Source organism: Xanthomonas sp. NCPPB 3583, assembly GCF_041475715.2.
In the GTDB taxonomy this organism is placed as follows: Bacteria; Pseudomonadota; Gammaproteobacteria; order Xanthomonadales; family Xanthomonadaceae; genus Xanthomonas; species Xanthomonas euvesicatoria.
Genome location: NZ_CM191263.1, coordinates 2,602,591 through 2,622,486, shown reverse-complemented (window position 1 = coordinate 2,622,486; position 19,896 = coordinate 2,602,591). Strand labels below are relative to the sequence as shown.

General features: G+C 66.4%; 16 protein-coding genes. 3 read left to right on the top strand and 13 right to left on the bottom strand.

The window, feature by feature from the left end:
- The first annotated feature begins 87 nt into the window (after positions 1-87).
- Positions 88-993 carry a LysR family transcriptional regulator gene (locus tag ACCQ07_RS11515; protein ID WP_109290986.1) on the top strand — a complete coding sequence of 302 codons (906 nt, stop codon included), beginning with the start codon at positions 88-90 and terminating at the stop codon, positions 991-993.
- 162 nt (positions 994-1,155) lie between these two features.
- Here the strand turns inward: ACCQ07_RS11515 and ACCQ07_RS11510 are convergent, their stop codons facing one another.
- From ACCQ07_RS11510 to ACCQ07_RS11495, 4 genes are all read right to left on the bottom strand, one after another.
- Complete coding sequence (locus ACCQ07_RS11510) at positions 1,156-1,692, bottom strand: aldo/keto reductase (protein WP_228738041.1); 537 nt, start codon at positions 1,690-1,692, stop codon at positions 1,156-1,158.
- Positions 1,689-1,892: an aldo/keto reductase gene (locus tag ACCQ07_RS11505; RefSeq protein ID WP_008571370.1), complete on the bottom strand. Its 204-nt coding sequence runs from the start codon at positions 1,890-1,892 to the stop codon at positions 1,689-1,691. The genes ACCQ07_RS11510 and ACCQ07_RS11505 overlap by 4 nt, the downstream gene beginning before the upstream one ends.
- A 597-nt stretch (positions 1,893-2,489) precedes the next feature.
- Complete coding sequence (locus ACCQ07_RS11500) at positions 2,490-4,928, bottom strand: YbcC family protein (protein ID WP_372363344.1); 2,439 nt, start codon at positions 4,926-4,928, stop codon at positions 2,490-2,492.
- Between the two features lie 27 nt (positions 4,929-4,955).
- Entirely contained in the window at positions 4,956-6,527 is a 1,572-nt protein-coding gene (locus ACCQ07_RS11495) for a proton-conducting transporter transmembrane domain-containing protein (protein ID WP_008577913.1), read from the bottom strand.
- A gap of 109 nt (positions 6,528-6,636) precedes the next feature.
- On the opposite strand from ACCQ07_RS11495, the gene ACCQ07_RS11490 reads away from it, so the two are divergent.
- A complete protein-coding gene (locus ACCQ07_RS11490; RefSeq protein ID WP_008577914.1) occupies positions 6,637-7,527 on the top strand; it encodes a LysR family transcriptional regulator in 891 nt (296 codons plus the stop codon).
- A gap of 156 nt (positions 7,528-7,683) precedes the next feature.
- Here the strand turns inward: ACCQ07_RS11490 and ACCQ07_RS11485 are convergent, their stop codons facing one another.
- From ACCQ07_RS11485 to ACCQ07_RS11465, 5 genes are all read right to left on the bottom strand, one after another.
- Positions 7,684-8,904 carry an NAD(P)/FAD-dependent oxidoreductase gene (locus ACCQ07_RS11485; protein ID WP_065628013.1) on the bottom strand — a complete coding sequence of 407 codons (1,221 nt, stop codon included), beginning with the start codon at positions 8,902-8,904 and terminating at the stop codon, positions 7,684-7,686.
- A 22-nt stretch (positions 8,905-8,926) separates the two neighbouring features.
- Positions 8,927-9,235 (bottom strand): 2Fe-2S iron-sulfur cluster-binding protein, encoded by a 309-nt coding sequence (locus ACCQ07_RS11480; RefSeq protein ID WP_372363343.1) that lies wholly within the window; start codon positions 9,233-9,235, stop codon positions 8,927-8,929.
- Positions 9,236-9,244: 9 nt separating this feature from the next.
- Complete coding sequence (locus tag ACCQ07_RS11475) at positions 9,245-10,426, bottom strand: cytochrome P450 (RefSeq protein ID WP_104613819.1); 1,182 nt, start codon at positions 10,424-10,426, stop codon at positions 9,245-9,247.
- 131 nt (positions 10,427-10,557) lie between these two features.
- Entirely contained in the window at positions 10,558-11,469 is a 912-nt protein-coding gene (locus ACCQ07_RS11470) for a helix-turn-helix domain-containing protein (protein ID WP_008577918.1), read from the bottom strand.
- Positions 11,470-11,652: 183 nt separating this feature from the next.
- Complete coding sequence (locus ACCQ07_RS11465; protein ID WP_372363342.1) at positions 11,653-12,783, bottom strand: YeiH family protein; 1,131 nt, start codon at positions 12,781-12,783, stop codon at positions 11,653-11,655.
- A gap of 115 nt (positions 12,784-12,898) precedes the next feature.
- Here ACCQ07_RS11465 and ACCQ07_RS11460 point away from each other — a divergent pair, with 115 nt between their 5' ends.
- Positions 12,899-13,822: a LysR family transcriptional regulator gene (locus ACCQ07_RS11460; RefSeq protein ID WP_372363341.1), complete on the top strand. Its 924-nt coding sequence runs from the start codon at positions 12,899-12,901 to the stop codon at positions 13,820-13,822.
- 209 nt (positions 13,823-14,031) lie between these two features.
- Here the strand turns inward: ACCQ07_RS11460 and ACCQ07_RS11455 are convergent, their stop codons facing one another.
- From ACCQ07_RS11455 to ACCQ07_RS11440, 4 genes are all read right to left on the bottom strand, one after another.
- Positions 14,032-14,652, bottom strand: a complete 621-nt coding sequence (locus ACCQ07_RS11455; RefSeq protein WP_008577922.1) for a DUF8082 domain-containing protein — start codon at positions 14,650-14,652, stop codon at positions 14,032-14,034.
- 44 nt (positions 14,653-14,696) lie between these two features.
- Complete coding sequence (locus ACCQ07_RS11450; RefSeq protein WP_011347407.1) at positions 14,697-15,824, bottom strand: Cache 3/Cache 2 fusion domain-containing protein; 1,128 nt, start codon at positions 15,822-15,824, stop codon at positions 14,697-14,699.
- A gap of 254 nt (positions 15,825-16,078) precedes the next feature.
- On the bottom strand, positions 16,079-16,720 hold the full coding sequence (locus ACCQ07_RS11445) for a response regulator (RefSeq protein WP_372363340.1): 642 nt from the start codon (positions 16,718-16,720) through the stop codon (positions 16,079-16,081).
- Positions 16,713-19,805 carry a sensor histidine kinase gene (locus ACCQ07_RS11440; RefSeq protein WP_372363339.1) on the bottom strand — a complete coding sequence of 1,031 codons (3,093 nt, stop codon included), beginning with the start codon at positions 19,803-19,805 and terminating at the stop codon, positions 16,713-16,715. Before ACCQ07_RS11440 ends, ACCQ07_RS11445 begins: the two co-directional genes overlap by 8 nt.
- Positions 19,806-19,896 lie beyond the last annotated feature (91 nt).

Genomic DNA, 19,896 nt, shown 5'->3' with positions numbered 1-19,896 from the left:
CTCGGCGGTGATGGAGTCAATTTAGCGGTGGACTTTTCGCCTGATAAGCCAGATAAAGGCGCATGGAGTATCACGGAAAGCGGGATAATGACGCGTCATTCGCTGATCGAGCTTGAAGCGGTTCTCGCCATCGTGCGCTGCGGCTCGTTTCGTGCGGCGGCACTGGAACTGGACATGTCAACCACGGCTATCAGCAGCGCGGTAGGCAAGCTCGAGCGAGACCTTGGCGTGCGGTTGTTCAACCGCACCACGCGCAGCGTCTCGCTTACCGATGCGGGGCGGATGTTCGTCGACCGCATCAAGCCTGCCTTCGAGGGCATCCAGAATGCGCTGAACGCGGTGCGCTCCCATCAGGAGACGCCATCCGGTACCTTGCGCATCAATGCTTTTGCCACCGCCGCGCGGGAGATCATGGCGCCGCTGGTGTTGAGCTACCTGCAGCGCTATCCGCTGGTGCATGTCGACATCGTCACCGAGGGGCGACTGGTTGACGTGGTGGCGGCGGGCTTCGATCTGGCCGTGCGCAGCGCCGATCTGGTGCCCAGCGACGCGATCGCCATACCGCTGGGGCAGAGGCGGCGCATGGCGGTGGCTGCCTCTCCCGCCTTCTTCGAAAACCGGGCTATCCCGAAAGTCCCGCAGGATCTGCTCGCTTACCCCTGCGTTCGCGGTCGGCTTCCCGACGGTACATTGCTCCGGTGGCGGTTCGAGAAGGGCGGTGAAGAGCTGCAGCTGGAGGTCCAGGGACCGATCACGCTCGACGAGGCGTCGCTGGCGCGGATCGCGGTGGCCAATGGTGTGGGCATCGGCTATTTCATGGAGGCCGATATCCGCGAAGACATCGCCGCAGGGCGGCTCGTGCGCATCCTCGAAGACTGGACGCCGCCGCTCGCGCCGCTATGCCTGTATTACTACAACCGGCGCAATTCTTCTGCGGCCTTCCAGGCCTTCATCACGCTGGCACGTGACTACACGGCCGGACGGCTTGCGTAGCCCGCTTCGACATCACGTACGTCTAGTCCTGGAACTTGTGGATGGTGCGCCGACCTCTCCGTGTTGGAGCTGCATCCCGGACTTGCCATCCTTCTCACTGCTCCGTGGCGTTCTCGCCGTCTAGGCCCGGACCACGTCCGCTCCAGACGCAGGCAGGTCGGGCTAGAGCGGACGCTCGCCAAGGCTCCAACTCGGTCCCTCGAATGCATGACCGGCTGGAACCCGGCTTCTGGCGTTATAGCGTTGGATCCAACCCGGGTATGCGGCAGCGGGTCGGCTGACTTGGTCGAGTTCGGCCAGGTCCTCGCTCGAAAGCGTCAGTTCCAGCGCTCCGAGGTTCTCGGTCAGTTGCTCGGGGCGTTTGATGCCGACGATGACGCTGGTGACCGCCGGACGAGAGAGCAGCCATGCGAGCGCGATCTGGGCAGCGGTCGCGTCATGCCGCGCGGCCACGGTCTTCAAGGTGTCGATGATGTCGTGCACCCGTGTTTCGTCAACCGGCGGAAAGGCGATCGACGCGCGGCGCGCGGTGTTGTCTGTGTGACCATGGCGATCGAACTTGCCGGAGAGCAGTCCGCCGGCCAGCGGACTCCAACATAGCAGGCCGATCTGTGCATCCATGACCGCAGGCACCAGCTCATGTTCGATGTCCCGCCCCGCGATGGAGTAGTAGGCCTGAAGGGAGGCGCACCGCGTCAATCGCCGCCGCCGTAGACGTCCGCTGTATCGATGAAGTTGATGCCGGCATCGAGGGCCTGGTCGACGATGGCGTTCGTCTCCTGCTGCGACAGGCGCCCAATGGCTGCACCCGCAGGCGTCGTGGCACCACCGAAGGTCATGCCGCCGAGGCAGAACTTCGACACGAAAAGACCGGTGCGACCAAACTGGGCGTAGTGCATGAGAGGTCCTCGCTGCCGTAGGGAAGAGGATCGCAGGACACGGGGAGATCACATTATCGAGCGGCAGCCCTCTCCAATCCATGATCGAAGCGACGCATTTCATCATCCACCGGCCAGGCATGGACCCTGTTCGACGCCTTCTCGCTGCTCCGCTTCGGCAGCCTGCTGACCACGCAGGGATGCGCAGGGGCGCCGGACACGGCGTTCCCATCCTGTCGGTAGACGGAGATGCTGGTGAGTGCACCCGCAACAATCTCACGCGTGCCGTCTGCCAAGCGAATATTGAAAGCTGCCGTGGTACGAGACACTGACGTTAGCCTGTCGCTGCCCGGCCGGCTCGCTGTATCTCCCACGAATGCAAGACCTGTGCTGCTGACGGCAGAGGCCTATGCCCATCACGGCCACTTCTTCAAGGATGTGGATTCGGAGCTCTGCCGAGGATGGGGTTGAACGAACTCAGCTGCTTTCGGCCATTGCCGGCGGACAACCCATCATTCCAAGGTGTTGATCCGATCCGGCGGGGTTTTCGTTGGCTTGGAGAAAATCCACTTCCTGCCCTCCCGCCTCCGGTCCGGTGGCGGGGTAGGCGAGTGTGTGTCATGCAAGCATCGGCACGGAGTGATCGCAGCTGCGTGCGCCGCTGGCGTTCTGCTCCCAACGCAGGTCGCCTGCATAGCGCTGCGCCATGCGGCCTTCGTCGTCCAGGGCGAACAGGTGCAGCCAGCGATTGTCGAACAGGGCGCGGACCTGCGGGTGGCGTTCGAGGATGGTGGCGATCGCTTCGGGCGGTGCTTCGATCAGCACGGAGAGCCGCAGCGGCTCGTGGGTCAGGCGTTGGCCGTCATGCACCGATTGCCACGGCAACCCGGTGCGCAGGATCCCGCCGTTGCCCTCGACCACACCGATGCCGCCGGTGACGTTGTGCAGCAGCTTGTTGCCGGCACCAAGACTCTCGGGCGCGACGGTGGATCCGTAGTACTGCAGGCTGATCCAGCTGGCGACGACGACCGGTGCGGTCAGGATCAACTCCAGCACGCCGAAGCCGTCGTCGTAGCGCCAGTCGTAGTCGTGGAGGAAGGCGCGTCCGGCCAGATCGCGCCCGGCAGTGCGCGAGCGCGGTGCGGCGATGAAGGCCTGGCAGCCGGCAAGTGCCCATTCGGGGCGAATCTCGGCCCAGTCGCGGGCGCGATGTGCGATGTCCTGGCTGCGATGCGCGCGGGGCAGGCGCACGGCACGTTCCCCGCGCGCCAGCGCCCCGGCTGCGGCCAGCCACTGCCTCGCTTGGGCGAGATCGTCGGCATGCCCAGGCGAAGGGTGATCGGCGGTGTAGAGGGTGACCGCATCGGTCGTGGTGTCGTGCAGTGCAGCCAGAAATAACGTGTCAGCGGGAATGACGATGCCGCGTGCGGCAAGACCGGCGCGCACCTGGCTGTCGTTGAGCAGCGACGCGAGCAACCGCGCGTTCACTTCGCCCGAATAGCCGCCGCATGCGCCGCAGTGCAGCGCGCTCGCATGAGGGTTGTTGACCACTTTCGCACCATGGCCGGCGAGTACCACCAGCCGGGCGAAGCCGCCGGTGAACGACATCGCCTTGAGGATGCGCGTGGCCATGGTCAGCCGGGTCTCCAGGTCCAGCCCGTCGGCAGAGCGTGGCGCAGGCTCGTCCGGTGCATGCGGGCGGGCCAGCGCCAGCCCGTCGCGCAGTAGCTTGGCGACGTAGATCGGGCCGGTGGCCTCGACGAAGGCGAACGAGGAAATGGCCGCCAGCTTGAAGCGGCCCCAGGCGCGCTTGGCACGTGCCGCGATCCGTGCGCTGAGGTCGGAGGCGGCGGCCGACGATGTTGCATCTCCCGCGCAGGTAGTCACACCTGGCGTGAGCAATACGGGCAGGCGCGCTTCGACCACGTCCGAGGCAAACCGACGATGGCCGATCCCCAAGCCGAAAAACCCTGCAAACCCGAGGGTCTGGATGCCCGAATCGAGGCTTTCCAGCGCCCGGCGGAAGACTTCCGAGCGCACATCGATGCAGAACGCCATTTGCAGCTTCACACGCCCAGATGCGACCTGGGCCGGCGATGGCGCGGCCAGCACGGCGTTGAGCTTGCGCTGCGCGGCACGTTCGGCCGCTTCCTGCAGGATGCTGTCGATGACATCGTCCGACGTTGCAGCGACCGGCTCGGCGTAGGCGGCAACGGCCCTCTGCCAGCCAGGCACCAGCGTGCAGCCGCCGTTGCCCAGCAACGCGGCTTCCCAGAGCAGGCGGATGGCGAGCAGATCGGTGACGCATGCATCGGTTGCGCCGCTCAACTCTGCCTGCCAGAGCCGATACCGGGCGAGCTGGCCCCAGCCGCCCAACGTGGTCAGCAAGCGGTGGAAATAACCGTCCAGTGCGTCCTGCGAAAGTCCCAGGCGAGCGACACAGTCGACGATGGCGTCTTCGGCATTGGCCGGCGCCTCCGCCACATACCGTGCGAAACCTGCCAGGCCGGCGATTTCCGGAGTCAGATCGTGGGTCGCGATGATCCGCCAGGTGCTGTAGGCGCCACCGGACTGGCCGACCGCCCAGAGCGCCTGGCCCTGGTCGAAATAGCCGGCTGCCCAGTGACCGATGCGCTCGTTGACGATGCCGGGCCAGTCGACCGCATCCGCGTCGCGGGCCAGCTCGGCGACCGTGGGGAGCGCCTGCGGGGCAGGGCGTGCGGCTTGGACCGCCTGTTTCAGTGCGGGCAAGTTCGGCGGCCGCAGGGCTGCCGGCGCGTTCTGCAAGGCGGCTTGCAGATCCTGCTCGGCGATCTGGCCGGACTGTAGCCGCTCTGCATACCAGGACCGCGGCATGGTGATCGCGATACCGGACGCGCGCCGCAGTCGCGCCCCCGCCATTTCCAACGGCTCGCTGGCCTGGCCGAGGAAGGGGTTGACCGCAACGCTGGAGGCGAGCGGCCACAGCGGCGGGATGGCGCGTGCCGCACGTTGGGCGGCGGCGATGATCACATCGTGGGACGGGGACACAGGCATGGCGGTGGGCGTGGTGGTCATCAGCGTGGGGGCCTGGGGTGAAGGGGTTCAGGAGGTCTTGCGAATGGACCAGCCGCCGAGCAGGCGATCGATCGTGGCGTTGGCATACAGCCCATTGGAGAGGTGGACGCGGAGCCCGGCGGCCGCGGGGTGCGAGGCCCAGAGCGGGAACAGCGCCTGCGCCACCGCCACCAGCCCGAAGCTCAGTACCGCAAGCGTCATCAGCGTCCACTCCAGCCGCCCCGGTGCGGGCGTGCCCGGCAGCACGCCGGCCGTCAGCCATTCGGCAGCGGTCTGCAGCGCGAAGTAGCCGATCGCTGCGGCACTGGCGTAGATCGCCGTCCTGCGGGTGAGAGGGCGTGGCGCGGCATCGGCAAGGCCCTGGGCCAGCAGGTAGGCGACACCAAAGATCAGGATCGCGCCCAGTGCCAGCGCCTGTGGCGACTTGTGCTCGAAGCCGAAGGTGAACCCGAAGGCAGTGCCGATGCCGATATAGATCGCCAGTGCGATCAAAAATGCGCGGCCGACCGCCGACCCGTTCGGAACGGCGACCGGCCCGGGCCGGCGAATGGCCGCCACTTGCTCGACCGCGCCGCCGGAGGCCAGGAACGCGTGCGCCTTGTAGAGCGAGTGCGCCACGATGTGCAGCAGGGCCAGCGGGAACAGCGCCAGACCGCACTGGAGCATCATGAATCCCATCTGCGCGACCGTGGACCAGGCCAGCGAGGTCTTGACCGCCGGCTGGGTCAGCATCACTAGCGCGCCGAACAAGGCGGTGAACCCGCCCAGCATGGCCAGCACGGCGAGCACGCCGGGGGCGGCGAGCATCAGGTCGGCAAAGCGGATCAGCAGGAAGCCGCCGCCGTTGACCACGCCGGCGTGCAGCAAGGCCGATACCGGCGTGGGCGCTTCCATCATCTCGGTGAGCCAGCCGTGGGTCGGGAATTGCGCCGATTTCAGCACCGCCGCGAGTGCGATCAGGGCGGCCGCCGCGACCAGCGCCCAGGAGTGCTGCCCGCGCGCGGCCAGCGCATTGATCGTGGCGATATCGGTCGTGCCCATGCTTTTCCAGATCAGCACCGCGCCGCAGGTCAGGGCGATACCGCCGGTGGTGGAGAACACGCGCTTCTTGCGTGCGGCGCGCTGCGCCTCGACGCGCTCGGGGTAGAACAGCAGCAGGCGATGCATCGCGATGCTGGTGGCGATCCAGGCGATGACGACCTGGACCAGGTTGCCGGCCTGCACCAGCAGCAGCACTGCCGCCAGCGCCATGCACAGCCAGCCGGTGAAATAGCCCTGGCGTGCCTCGCCGTCGAGATAGGTGCGCGCGTACCGCACCACGATCCAGCCAACGAAGGCCACCAGCAGGAGCATCGTCACGCTGACCGCGTCCAGCCGCGCGGACAGGCCGATATCGCCCCATCCGATCAGCGGGCTGGCGCCGGTTCCTCGCAGGAGCACCAGCGCCAGCGATGCGATCGCGATGCAGAGCGCGCCGAGCGCGGCGCCTTCGGCGAGGAGGGGAATCTTCAGTGGAGGCCGACCGCCGCGCCCCAAGGCGACGACAGCGGCGGTCAGCAACAGGAGTGGTGCGAACAGCGGGAGTAGATAGAGCGACAAGGCAATCCCCTAAGAACGAACGTGGTGGCGGGCCGCGCCACGATAGCGATCGGTGGGGTTGAATAAAAATTCATTGTTATTGCAGATTCGTTCGTTATTATCGAATGATATGGCCGCCTTGAACTACAACCATCTGCGCTACTTCTGGGCGGTCGCGCACGACGGCAACCTCACCCGTACTGCCGAGCGTCTCAACCTCACCCAATCGGCGCTTTCGGTGCAAATCCGCAAGCTGGAGGAGCGCCTGGGCCATGCGCTGTTCGAACGCCGCGGGCGACAACTGCATCTGACCGAGGCCGGACAGATCGTGCTCGACCATGCCGATGCGATTTTTGCCACCGGCGATGAACTGCTCGGCACGCTGCGGCAGACAGGTGCGGCGCGGCAGGCGCTGCGGGTCGGCTCGCTTGCCACGCTGTCGCGCAACTTCCAGATGGAATTCCTGCGGCCGCTGCTGGGCCGCACCGACATCGACCTCATTTTGCGTTCGGGCAGCGCGGGTGAACTGCTGCGCGCACTGGAGGCGCTCAATCTCGACGTGGTGCTGCTGAATCGGGCACCTGCCGGCGACGCGCTGTCCCCCTTCGTCACTCACCGGCTCGCGGAGTACCCGGTCAGCCTGGTGGGGACGCCGGATCGCCTGGGCCATGCGGCCAGCTTCGCCGACCGCCTTCGCAGCCACCCCATCATCCTGCCGACGGTGGATAGCAGCGTGCGCATCGGCTTCGACGCATTGGCCGACCGGCTGGGCGTGCGGCCGCAGATCGTGGCGGAAGTGGAGGACATGGCGATGATGCGACTGCTTGCCCGCGAGGACATCGGCCTGGCGGTTCTTCCGCCGATCGTGGTCAAGGACGAGATCGCCGCTGGCGCGTTGATGGAAGGCGATCAATTGCCGGACATCGTGGAGACTTTCCATGCGGTGACCATGTCGCGACGTTTCCCGAATCCTCTGCTCCGGCTTCTGCTGCAGCCCTCGACCAGGCCAGACAGCCCGTAATGCCGCTCGGTTGCCATCTGCGGGCAGGCATGCAGACCCATGCATTGACAGGGGGCGCCAAGCCGCTGCAGTGCGGTCTTGAACGCAAGGCGCGCGTGCAGCCGCACCGCCGAAGCGCAGGCGCGCGGGCTCGAGCCGGATCGACCAGCCGCATTGCTAGGCGGGGATGAGGCTGGTCAACGCGAAGTTGGGGTCGGCGGCTTGCTGCGGCGTCGGCGAGCGTCCCAGTTCGAGCAGCTTGCGGGCCGCCAGATGATCCTGTGGCCGATTGATCGAGTCCACGGCGCAGAGTTCGCCATCGACGTAGTAGAAGAGGGAGAACGTGCTGGTCGCCAGGTCGCCGCGCACCACCGCCTGCGTGTGGCCTGCGGCAAAGCCGGCCATTTGCAGCCTGACCTCGTACTGCTCCGACCAGAACCAGGGCAACGCAGGGTAGGGGCGATGCTCGCCCAGCAGTGAGGCGGCAGCGGATTTGGCTTGTTCGATTGCATTCTGGACCGACTCCAGCCGCAGCAAACCGCTGCCTGCACGCTGCCGCACCGTGCAGTCGCCGGCACCGACGATGCCGGGGCTGCTACTGCGTGCGCACGCGTCCACGATCAATGCCCCGCGATCGCAAGCCAATCCGGCCTGCTGGGCCAGTTCGCCGTTGGGGATGACGCCGATCCCGACGACGACCAGGTCTGCCGGGAACACGCGCCCGTCCGCGGTGTGGACGGCAGTCACCACGCCGCGATTGCCGCTCAATGCGCTGACGTTGCTGCCCAGTTCGATGGTCGCGCCGTTGTCTCGATGCAGGCGAAGGAAGAAGTCCGCCAGTTGCGGGCTGACGACGCGCGCCATCAGCCGATCGGCCGCCTCCAGCACAACGACCTGCTTGCCGAGCCGCCTGGCGATGGAGGCGAATTCCAGCCCGATGAAGCCGCCACCGATCACCACCACCTGCGAGGTGTGCGGCAGGATCGCGGCAAGCGCGCGAGTGTCGGCCATGTCGCGCAACATGCAGACATGGCCGAGCCCGGCGCCTGGGACCTCCAGCCGGCGGGCGCGTGCGCCGGTGGCAAGACACAGCCCTGTGTAGCCCAGGGTGCTGCCGTCATCCAGGTGCAGCGTGCGGGTGGCGTGTTCGATGCGCATCACCCGGGCGCTGGCATGCCACTGGATGCCCTTGCGGTTCAAGGCCTCGGGTGCGCGAATGTACAGCTGGGTGTCGCTCACCTCGCCCAGCAGAAACCCCTTGGAAAGCGGTGGACGGTGATAGGGCGCGCAGGGCTCGTCCCCCAATAAGACGATGGAGCCCGTATAGCCGCCGCTGCGCAGGGATTCGGCGGTCTGCAGGCCCGCCTGACCCGCACCGACGATGACCATGCCGCTCATCGCGCACCTGCCGTGCGCAGGCTCATGTCTGCCGATCCGGAAAGCGTACGGTCATGTCCGATGTCGGTACGAGCTGGCACGCCAGGCGGCTGTTGCTGCGCCGTTCGGCCGCCACGCTGTCGAGCATGCCGGCCTCCATGTCTAGCAGTGGCAGGTTCTGGCCGCCGGCCTCCACGTAGCAATGGCAGGTGGCGCACGCACAGGAGCCGCCGCACTGCGCTTCGATGCCATCGATGCCGTGATGCATGGCCCCTTGCATCAGGGTCCATCCCGGCGCGAGGTCGACCGCCACGGTCTCGCCGCTCGGTTCGATATAGGTGATGGTGGGCATGGTCGCTTCCTAGTACGCGCGCATGGGCAGATGCGACAGCCCACGGGTGATGCTGTTGGGAATGCGTTGCACCGGCCCGGTCAGCGTGAAGTGGTCGATGTAGCGGGCCAACGCTGCGAATGTGGCCATCCCTTCCAGCTTGGCGAGCGCCTGGCCTGCGCAATTGTGCGTCGCCAGCCCAAATCCCAGGTGATCGACGGGATTGCGCTCGATATCGAAGCGGTCCGGTTCCGGATAATGGCGTTCGTCGCGATTGGCCGAGGCATAGCTCACGATCACCCGCGCGCCTGCGGGAAGCACGACACCTTCGCCCAGATCGACCTGGCGGGTAGTCACGCGCGAGAGGTGCTGCAGCGGGCCGTCGATGCGGACGATTTCCTGGAAGGCGGCAGATGCCTTGCCCGGATCCTGGCGCAACCTTTCCCACTGCTCGGGATGTTGCGCGAACTGCCATAGCCCATTGCTGATGGCATTGATCGTGGTGTCGAAGGCGGCGATGACATAGCCCTCCATCAGGCCGATGGCCGCTTCGCGCGGGATCTCGCCGCGCTTGCCGGCGGCGGCGACCGTGGAACCGAAGCCACCGGGCGTAAGCCGATCGCGGTCGTAGGTGTCGGCGACGAACGCCCGCATCGCTTCAAGGCGCGGCAGGGCCGCGCGCATGCGTAAAGAGTCCGGGCCACAGGCATCGAAGCAGCCGGCGGCCAGCGCCGCCAGTTCGCCGCGCGCTTCTTCCGGCCATCCGATCAGATCGAAAATCACATTGACCGGCAGATCGTGAGCGACGTCGCGTACGCCATCGAACTGCTCGCGCTGCTGCAGGCTTCTTGCCAGTTCGTCGGCGCGTTGATGGATGGTGTCTTGGACGTGCTGCAGATGGCGTGGACCGAGACGTTCGGTGAACAGCTTGCGGGTGCCACCGTGCATGGGCGGATCGACGCAGATCAGCGCGTGTTCCCACTGCTTGTTGATGACCGGATTGAGCCCGGCGCCCTGCGCGGACGAAAACGTCTGCCAATCCATCAGCGCCTTGCGCACCTGCTCGTAGCGGCCCAGGTAGTAGAGGTCATAGGTGCGCAGGTAGGCGGCAGGCCCGAGATTGCGCAGTTCGGCATAGAGCGGGTAGGGGTCGTGCAACGCGTCGTCGGTAAACAGATCGATATCGCTGCTGATGCGACTCAAGGCATTCATGCGGTGCCGCCTCCGGCTGGTGGTTCGTACTCGACATGGGCACGCGCAGCTTAGAGAGCGCGACGGCGGCAGCGCTTGGCGAGCGACGAAGCAAACTTGACCAGGAGCGAAATCGGCATCCGGCGCTGACGCTAACCGGCGTTTGCGCCGTTGCGGTAGGCACGTGCGCTGCTGCCGAAGCGTTTGCGGAAGCAGCGGCAGAAATGCGAGACGTCGCTGAAGCCTGCCTCCAGCGCGATCTCGCCGATGGGCGCGGCGACCGGATCGCGCAGGCGCTCGGCCACCCACTGCAGGCGCTGTTCGAGCACATACGCACCGAGGGAGGTGTGCGCGGCAGCGAACAGCAGTTGCACATAGCGGGGCGTGATGCCGAAATGCCGGGCGATGCTCTGCGCACCAAGCCCCGGATCGGCGAGATGCTGATGCACATGCTGGCGCAGGCGCGCCTGCCAGGCGAGCGCGGTGCTCCTTCCCGAATGCGTGCCGGCAGCCGCAGGCCAGGTCAGCGCCAACAGGGCACAGGCGGTGGTCAGCAGCGTCGAGACGTGCTGCCCGGCGCCGAGGTGATCGAGATGCGTGATGAAATTGCCGAGCAACTGGAACTGTTCGCCGCGATAAGCGGTGGCGCTCTGCGCAGCCAACTGATCGGCCAGATCGGTGCCGGGCAGGTAGAGCACGCGTGTGCGGTGATCGCGGCTGCATTCGATGCGATACGGATCGCGCGCGCGCAACACGACCAGTTCGCCGGCTTGCAAACGCGCCTGCCGGCCATGCTGATAGACGTCGCAGCTGCCATGCTCGTTGCGCATCAGGTAGATGCCATCGTATTTGCTGCTGCGCCTGGAATCGATCGCCACGGGAGTCGACTCGACGGTGGTCAGGTGCATCGAACCGAAGCCTCGCCTCTGCATGCGCGCGCAGAAGCGTTGCGATGCCGGCTCGATCTCCATGTTGTCGAAGGCCGTTCTTACCAGGTCTTTCCAATAGCGCAGGCGCGCGCCGGCCTGGATCGCCGTGGTGTCGAACAGCTCGGTGGTTGGCATGGCGACGTCCTCCGGAACGGAAGCAACGGCTGGCTGACCCGGGGCGGGTCGCAAGATGATGCACGCGATTGCGCCCCTGTCGTTTTGCGGCGCATCAATCTGCAGGTTGGCGAGCGGCTGGCTGATTCCGCGGGAGTGGGGATCCACATGCCGTGATGGGATGCACCCATCCCGAATTCCACGTCAGCGGAACATTGCGGTGATGCCCACATTGAGGGCAAAGCCGCCGCAAACCAGCCATGCAAACAGAATGGCTGCAAGCGCCAGCGGCCTGATGCCGGCCTTGCGGATGGCCGAGACGTGCGTCGTCAATCCCAGGCCGGCCATGGCCATCGCCAGCAGGACGGTATCGATGTCGATCGCCTGGTGCACCAGCGTCGGTGGCAGCAACGCCAGCGAGTTGAGTCCAGCAACCGCGATGAACCCAAGCGCGAACCAGGGCATCACGACGCTGCCGGGCTGCGTGCGCGCGTTCTGGTCGGTACCGCCATCGCACTTTGAGGGATCTGCGTGCTGTCCCCTGGTACGAGAAAGATAGGCCGACAGGGCGATAAGAAACGGCGCCAGCAGCATCACCCGCACCATCTTGGCGATCACTGCGGTATTTGCGGCCTGCTCGCCAATGGCGCGACCCGCAGCGACCACCTGTGCCACTTCATGGATGGTGGAACCGGCAAAGACGCCGTATGCCGCCGGCGACAGGGCGAACCCGCGGGAGTGCGCGACCAGGTGATACAGCACCGGGTACAGGAACATCGCCAGCGTGCCGAACACCACCACCGTGGCCACCGCGACCATCACCTGTTCGGCGCGGCCGCGGACGACGGGTTCGGCGGCCATCACGGCGGCTGCACCGCAGATCGAGCTACCCGCACCGATCAGCATCGCCGTGGTGCGGTCCAGGCCGAACACGCGCATGCCAACGAAACAGGCAAGGCCGAAGGTACTGCACAGCACCGCCGCGTCGATGGCAACACCAGTCCAGCCGACGTTGCCGATGTCCTGGAAGGTCAGGCGCAGGCCGTACAGGACGATGCCCAGCCGCAGCAGGGTGGCCTTGGAAAAACGCACGCCCGGGTCGGCGTTCGCAGCCAGGCGCGGATAGAACGTGTTGCCGGCCAGCATGCCGAGCAGGATGGCCAGGGTCAGCGCGCTGACGCCGTTGGCCTGCAGCCCGCCGATCTTGCCCAGCTGCATCGACGCGCCAGCCAGCAGGCCCGTCAATGCAAGACCGGGCACCAACTGGCGCAGGCGCCGGGTGGCCCCAGCGGCATGGCCTTGCAAAAGGTTGGGTGGGGCAGGAGTGCTGTACATGGTGGTTTCATCGCAACGCGCGGCAGGCAGGAGCGCACTGTGGACTGCCCGGAACTATCCAACAAACGGATAATTTCGTTATAACCTAGCGATAAAACAGGTAATCGATAGCTCCATGCGCCTGACCCTGCGGCAGCTCCTGATCTTCACGGCCGTGGCCGATACCGGCAGCACTACTGCGGCCGCAGAGCGTGTGGCGCTATCGCAGTCGGCTACCAGCGGTGCGCTCAACGAACTGGAGAGCCTGCTCGGCGCACAGCTGTTCGACCGCATCGGCAAGCGTTTATTGCTCAACGACAATGGCCGTGCATTGCTGCCGCAGGCCAGGGCAGTGCTCGATGGCGTGCAGCAGATCGAAGGCCAGTTCGGCCTTGGGAGTGCCGCTGCCGCGGCTGCGCCGTTGCTCACGCGTCTTCGCGTGGGGGCCAGCACCACCATCGGCAACTATGTGTTGCCGGCGCTGATTGCCAGCTATCGAAGCGCGTGGCCGGGCGCGGCGGTGGACGTGGTCATCGGCAACACACGCGAGGTGGCCGCCGCGGTGAGCCGGTTGGAGGTGGATATCGGCTTGATCGAAGGCCCGTGCCATGAGGCAGACCTCCAGGTCGTGCCTTGGCGACAGGACGAGCTGGTGATCGTGGCGGCACCGACGCATGCAGTGGCGCAGGCCGCCATGCAGGCACGGGTTCCGTTGAAGGCCTTGCGACAGGCGCACTGGCTGCTTCGCGAGCCCGGCTCCGGCACGCGCGAGGCGGTAGAACAGGTCTTACTGCCGCACCTGCATCATCTGCACAGCGACCTGCAGCCGGGCAGCACCGAGGCGATCAAGCAGGCGGCGGCAGAAGGACTGGGACTGGCCTGCCTATCGCTGTGCGCGGTGCAGGACCTGGTGACGCTGGGCAGGCTGGTGATTCTGCAGACCACCTTGCCGCGGCTGACCCGGCGCTTTTACCGGATCCAGCACCGGCAAAAACGTCTGTCGGGCAATCTGCAGCGCTTCGTGGCGCATTGCGATCTGCATGAGCTGCGCGCTTGCTGATGGCCGACAGGCCGAGCCTGGGTCGGATGCCATGATCTATCGTCACGCTGGCCACTGCGCACGCCTCGCAGACCAGCAACGCATAGCCGATGTTCGGCCTGCCTCGACGTGGCTTGATGTTGCAACGCATGGCCGGCGCCCTTGCCGCGCCCACAAAAAAAAGCCGCGCAGTGCGCGGCCTTGATGCAGGAGCCGAACTGAGATGCTCCTCAGCGAACCTTGGCCAATGCCACGCGGGCGTCGGCCATGAACTTCTGTGCTTCCTGGGGTGTCGCCAGGTTGGCGGCGAGCTGGCTGAGCACCTGCTCGATGTCGCTGGAGGCGTCCCAGGCTTCATCGCACAGCATGCCGGCGATCGGGCCGAGGTAGTTCAATGCGACCGATTCCAGTGCACTGCGAACGCGCTCGTCGGGCCCGGCGTTGTCGCCACTGGCGACCGGCGCCGCACTCGCGCTTGCGACAGCTGCGGCAGGAGCCGGTGTCGGGGCAACCGGCGCACGCACCGGCGACGGTGCGCCGCCGAGATCCTGTTCAAAACCGCCCATCAACCACTGCCGCGAGTCGTCGCTCAACAGCGAGGGTTTGCCCAGGCCCGCCCCGGGGTCGGCCTGGAAGCGCGCCTTGGCTGCGTTGACCATGGTGAGGCGTTGCACCGCCTCGTCATTGCGCAGCATGCGGAACACCACTTCTTCGATCTGCCCGCTGTTGATGCGGACAATGCAGGAGTGGTTTTCCTCGGTGACGATGAACAGAAAGCCGGACGCCTTCTTCAATGCCAGCGCTTTGAGCTCGCGCAGGATCTCGATCAGCGGACGGAATTCAGTGGACATGGCGTCTTCCTTGCAGCATCAGGTACGGAATGGGTGACAGCGACTCAGCGTTTGCTGAGGCGCTCCATGGCCAACCGGACGCTGTTGGACAAGCGGGAGATGGCGCGCGCCAGCGTACCGATTTCATCTTTGAGGTTGACCTCTGCGATGGTGTGGTTCCACTTGCCGAGGCTCAATTCTTCGGCCACGGTGGTGAGGTTTTGGATGGGGCGCAACACCCGGCTCCAGATCAGTGCCCACTGCACGCCGACCAGCAGCGCACAGATCAGCAGGCCGATGCCGGCGATCCACAGCGACTGCCGAATGATCACGCCATTGATGTCGCTTTCAGGATAGGCCGACACCAGAGTAAATCCCCAATCGGGTACTTCCTGCTTGGTCACGACCCAATCGTCGGGCATCTCCTTGACGATGCGCTCGATGGTGGCCGCATCGGTGGTCGCGCCTGTGGAAGAGTGGAAGCGCAGCTTGTTCTTGCTGTCGAACACGGCGATGAAGCCAGACTCGAGCACGCGACGGCTGCTGACCACGTTTTCCAATGCCTGCGTATCGGCCTCGTACCCGACGTACCAGGCGCCGATGACCTTGCGATCGTTGCCGCCAAAGATCGGCTCGTAGCCGGTGATATAAGGTGAGCCGAGGATGTCGACCACACCGTAGAAGTTCTCGCCATTGCGAAGTTTGGCGGCCGCCTGGCCGCTTGGGTCGAGCACGGTGCCGATCGCGCGGCTGCCGTCGTTCTTCTTGACGTTGGTGGAAATGCGCACAAAGTCTTCGCCGGTGTGCGAAAACAACGTCGCGGTGCCATCGTGGATTGCCGTCACTTCGTCCAGCAGGGTGAAATTGTTGGCCTGCGGCTTCTGGCCCAGCAGCAGATCGTTGGCACTACGGTCGGCTACGCGAACTTCGCCACCCAGGCTGGGGCTGCCTTGTGTACCGGCTTCCTTGCGCAGCTGGCGCATCGAAGAATTGACGCGATCGAGGATCATCGTGCGCGTGACAGCGAACAACGTTTGTAGCGAAAGCGATTGCCGGCCGATTGCGGCTTCTGCCTCGGATCGGACCCGGTTGGCTTCCGTGATGGACAGGACGACTGTCAGTGTGACCACCACAACCAGCACCAAGGCCAGCACCGGCAACAGCAGGCGCACCCGCAAAGAGTGACGAAGCATCGCAATTCCCCTGAACGCGTTTAAATGAGTGAGTCGAGTGCCGCCGCAGCGCAGTGCGGCGGTTGGACGTAGCCGTTATCGGCTGCCGAACCAGATGCTGAAGCGGCCCCCATGCCGCTTGGCGGTGCATACGATAGCGTAAGCCGATCGGTTTGAGCGCGCGGAGCTATCGCGCGTGTCGCCTCGCGTTCAAGAATGGTCGACCGCGTAGCAAAAGCCGCCGCTGGCTGCGCCCAGGATGGGCGAGCCGCCGCTCAGGTCTCCAGCGACAGGATCCCCCGCCGCAGCGCGACGGTGACCGCATGGGTGCGATCGCGCACGCCGAGCTTGCCCAGGATGTTCTTCATATGGGCCTTGACGGTTTCTTCGGAGATGCTCAAGGCACTGCCGATCTGCTTGTTGGAGCAGCCGGTGGCGACCAGGTTCAGCACTTCGGTCTCGCGCGCGGACAGGGCATCGTCGAGCACATGGGCGGCGATGTTTTCGGCAACCGAGGCCGGCACGTGCCGGCGCTGGCCGCGGCGCACGTCGCGGATGGTGTCGACCAGCTCGCGGCGCAGCGCGCTCTTGAGCAGGTAGCCGCAGGCGCCTGCCTGCAGGGCGCGCACCGCGCGCACGTCGCCGGTATAGGTGGTCAGCACGATGACCTTGGCGGCGGAGTCGACCTGCCGGATGCGCTGGATGGCCTCGACCCCGTCCATGCGCGGCATCTGCAGATCCATCAACACCACGTCCGGGCGCAGGCGGATGTAGCAGGCCACTGCCTGCTCGCCGTCTTCCGCTTCGCCGACCACGCGCATGTCGTGCTCGGCGGCGAGCATGGCACTGAGCCCATCGCGCAGCAGCGGATGGTCGTCTACCACCAGCACCCCGGTTGGTCGGGCCATCTCAGCCATTGGAACTCTCCGTGGGTCGTGCGGTGTGAAATGGCCACCACCACCGCTTGGCGCGCAGGTAGGCGGCACGGGCGGGCAGGGTGATCTGGATTTCGGTGCCGCTGCCGGGACGCGACCACAGCTGCATCTTGGCGCCGATGCGCTGCGCGCGTTCCTGCATGCCGGTCAGGCCCCAATGCCCGGTGCGGGCGTGGCCGTGCAGCACGTCCGGGTCCAGGCCGCGGCCATCGTCGCGGATGCGCAGCGTGAAGTCACGAGAACCGTAACGCAGTTCCAGCGCGATGCCGGTGGCGTTGGCGTGCCGGTCGGCATTGGCGAGCGCTTCGCGCCCGAGCTGGAACAGCTCGTCGGCCACCAGGGGACGCAGGCGCATGGGCCGGCCTTCGACGCAGACCTGCAGTGCGGCCGTTGGCGGCGGCATGCTGGCGTTGCGCGCCCGTTGCAGGGCGGCGGCCAGGTCTTCGTGCAGGGACTGGCTGTCGCGCAAGCCGTTGACGCGATCGCGGCCTTCGGCAAGCGCGTTTTCGGCCAGATCCACCGCCTGTTCCAGCTCCAGCCGGCGCGGATCGTTCCAGGGAAGCGAGCGGCTGGCAGCATGCAGCCGCAGGATCAGCCCCTGGGTGCCCTGCAGTAAGGTGTCGTGCAATTCGCGGGCGATGCGTTCGCGTTCGCGGTAGCGCTCTTCCAGACGCGCGCGCAGGCGCCCGGCCACCTGCCGGGTCCGCATGCGCCAGGCAACGCCCAGCGCCAGTAGCGACGCCAGCGCGCAGCAGGCCTTGAACTGCCAGGTCTGGATGAAGGCCGGTTCGATGACGAAGGCCAGGGTGTCGCCGCGTGCATTCCACAGGCCGTCGTTGTTGGCGGCCGCAATACGGAAGCGGTAACGCCCCGGTGCAAGGTTGGTATAGAAGGCCTCGTTGCGGTTGCCGGCGTCCTGCCAGCGTGCATCCACCCCCTCCAGCCGGTAGCGGAACCGCACGCGCTCCGGGCGGGTGAGGCTGATGGCGTCGTAGCCGATGCGCAGACGGTCGGTCCACTTGGGCAGGTGCAGGCCGTCCTGACGCGGGTAAGGGCGGTCGTTGGCAACCACCTCGGTGATGAAGACCTTCGGCGCGGTTGTGTTGCGATAGGTTTGCTCGGGGTCGAGCCAGGCCAGGCCCTGGTTGGTGGTGAACCAGAGCAGGCCATCGGCCGCGGCGATCGCGGTCGGCACCGGGGTGGCCTGCTGGGCGACGCCGGGCAGGCCATCCATGATGTCGTACAGGCGCAGCGTGGGGCTGACCAGACCGCTGCGCAGGCTGCGCAGCAATGCCTGCCGGCCGATTTGCACGACGCCACGATTGCCGTTCAACCAGAAGGTGTCGTGACGGTCGCGCGCGATGCCGGTGATGCCCTGCAACACCGGATTGGCCTGATCGGCCACCTGCTGGAAGCGGCCATCGCTGCCGAGCACTGCCAGCCCGCTTTCGCCGGCCACCAGGGTGAGGGCTGCGCTGCGCCAAATGGCGGTGATCGGGCCGACCGACAAGCCGTTGTTGGCGGTGTAGTGCTGCACCTGCCCGCCACGCAGCACGCTGAGCTCGCCTGTGACGCTGCCTACCCACAGCGCGCCATCGGGCGCGGCCACCAGGACCGAACAGGGTTGGTCCTGCAAGCTCGCAATCGGCTGCCAGCGATGGCCGTCCCAGCGCTGCGGGCCGCTGGCATCGGGACACGCCCAGGGCGAGCCCTGGGCATCGACGGCAAACGCGCGGATCGATCCGGTGCGCGCATCCTGCGGCAGGGGCAGGGAGTGAGTGCGGCCTGCGTGCAGGCGCAGCAGGCGGTTGTCGCCGAGCAACCAGCCGTTGGCGTTGGACGGCACCTGGAGCACGCCGACAGGCGCGCCGCGTTGCAGGGCCTGGATGCCGGTCCGCGTCAATGCCAGCTGGCGCTCGTCGCGCAGGACCGCCAGCAACACCGGTGCACTTGGCGTGGCGACGGTTGCAAAGACCGCCACCGCCGTGGTCTGGCCGGGCAGCAATGCCGCCAGCGGCAGCAGGGCCCGATGGCGGAAGCGGTTGAGCCCCAGATTGGTGCCGGCCCAGAGGTTGCCTTCGTGGTCTTCCAGCAGCGGGCCGGCAGTGGAGGAGGTCAGACCCTGCAGCGGGCCATAGCGTTCGAGCACCGGCGCCGGCGATGTGGGTTGGGCGACACGGAACACCCCGCCTGCGATGTAGTCGCTGCCCCACAGCGCGCCATCGCGCATGAAACGGATGCGGTGCGCGAACAAGCCGGGAAACTGCAGCCGGTTGCGTGCCACGGCGGGTAACACCACGCCATGCGCATCGGTGAGCGCGAACACGCCGCGGTGCGGATCGGCGACCCAGATCGCGCCGCCCGGGTGCTCGGCCATGGTGGTGAAGTGCCCGACCTGCTGGCCACTGGATTCGAAGCGTCGTGCACCCGGTTGCAGCGACAGGATGCGGCTGCCATCGCTCACCCACAAGATGCCGCGGCGATCGCGCAGCAGCCATTGCGCGCTGGATTCCGGGTAGCCCCAGTCGGCACCGGCGCGATGCCAGCGTTGTCCGTCAAACCAGCACAGCCCGCCATCGATGGCGGCCCACAGACGGCCGCTGCCATCGCGCTCGATGCGGAAGACCATCCCATCCGGCACATCCTTGCCGGGGACGAAATGGGTGAGATGGCCGTCGGCCAGGCGATCGATGCCGGCATTGAAATAGCCGATCCACGCGCCGTCGTCGTTGGTCAGCGACAGTGCGGTCATGTTGTGCGATGCATAGGCTTCGCCCTCCGGCGCTGCCTGCCGGGTGAAGTGTTCGCCGTCGAACTTGAACAGCCCGAAGCCAGTCGCCAGCCACAGCGCGCCGCCATCAGCTTGCTGGATGTCCCAGATGTCGGCCGGCGCACCGCGCTCGATGCTCCAGGCCGTGTGGTGGAACTGCAGCAGCCCGTCGCGAGTCGCGGCGATGCCGGCTGCGCAGGCAGGACGACAGAGCAGGAGTAGCCACCACAGCGCCACCACCGCTGCCGCGCGCAAGCGCGACAAGCAAAGCGAATGGATGACGGACGCATGCGGCATCGCATCATTGTCGGGCGGGATCGGGGGAAGCACCACCACCTCTTTCGGGGGAGGGACGTGCGGGAAGAATTCGTTTAGCGACTGACTCAGG

Coding starts and splice junctions, on each gene's coding strand:
- ACCQ07_RS11445 (WP_372363340.1), bottom strand. CDS start 16,720: ATGGCTGAGATGGCCCGACCAACCGGGGTGCTGGTGGTAGACGACCAT.
- ACCQ07_RS11475 (WP_104613819.1), bottom strand. CDS start 10,426: ATGAATGCCTTGAGTCGCATCAGCAGCGATATCGATCTGTTTACCGAC.
- ACCQ07_RS11460 (WP_372363341.1), top strand. CDS start 12,899: ATGCGCCTGACCCTGCGGCAGCTCCTGATCTTCACGGCCGTGGCCGAT.
- ACCQ07_RS11480 (WP_372363343.1), bottom strand. CDS start 9,235: ATGCCCACCATCACCTATATCGAACCGAGCGGCGAGACCGTGGCGGTC.
- ACCQ07_RS11450 (WP_011347407.1), bottom strand. CDS start 15,824: ATGCTTCGTCACTCTTTGCGGGTGCGCCTGCTGTTGCCGGTGCTGGCC.
- ACCQ07_RS11490 (WP_008577914.1), top strand. CDS start 6,637: ATGGCCGCCTTGAACTACAACCATCTGCGCTACTTCTGGGCGGTCGCG.
- ACCQ07_RS11505 (WP_008571370.1), bottom strand. CDS start 1,892: ATGCACTACGCCCAGTTTGGTCGCACCGGTCTTTTCGTGTCGAAGTTC.
- ACCQ07_RS11455 (WP_008577922.1), bottom strand. CDS start 14,652: ATGTCCACTGAATTCCGTCCGCTGATCGAGATCCTGCGCGAGCTCAAA.
- ACCQ07_RS11485 (WP_065628013.1), bottom strand. CDS start 8,904: ATGAGCGGCATGGTCATCGTCGGTGCGGGTCAGGCGGGCCTGCAGACC.
- ACCQ07_RS11470 (WP_008577918.1), bottom strand. CDS start 11,469: ATGCCAACCACCGAGCTGTTCGACACCACGGCGATCCAGGCCGGCGCG.
- ACCQ07_RS11465 (WP_372363342.1), bottom strand. CDS start 12,783: ATGTACAGCACTCCTGCCCCACCCAACCTTTTGCAAGGCCATGCCGCT.
- ACCQ07_RS11500 (WP_372363344.1), bottom strand. CDS start 4,928: ATGACCACCACGCCCACCGCCATGCCTGTGTCCCCGTCCCACGATGTG.
- ACCQ07_RS11515 (WP_109290986.1), top strand. CDS start 88: ATGACGCGTCATTCGCTGATCGAGCTTGAAGCGGTTCTCGCCATCGTG.
- ACCQ07_RS11440 (WP_372363339.1), bottom strand. CDS start 19,805: ATGCCGCATGCGTCCGTCATCCATTCGCTTTGCTTGTCGCGCTTGCGC.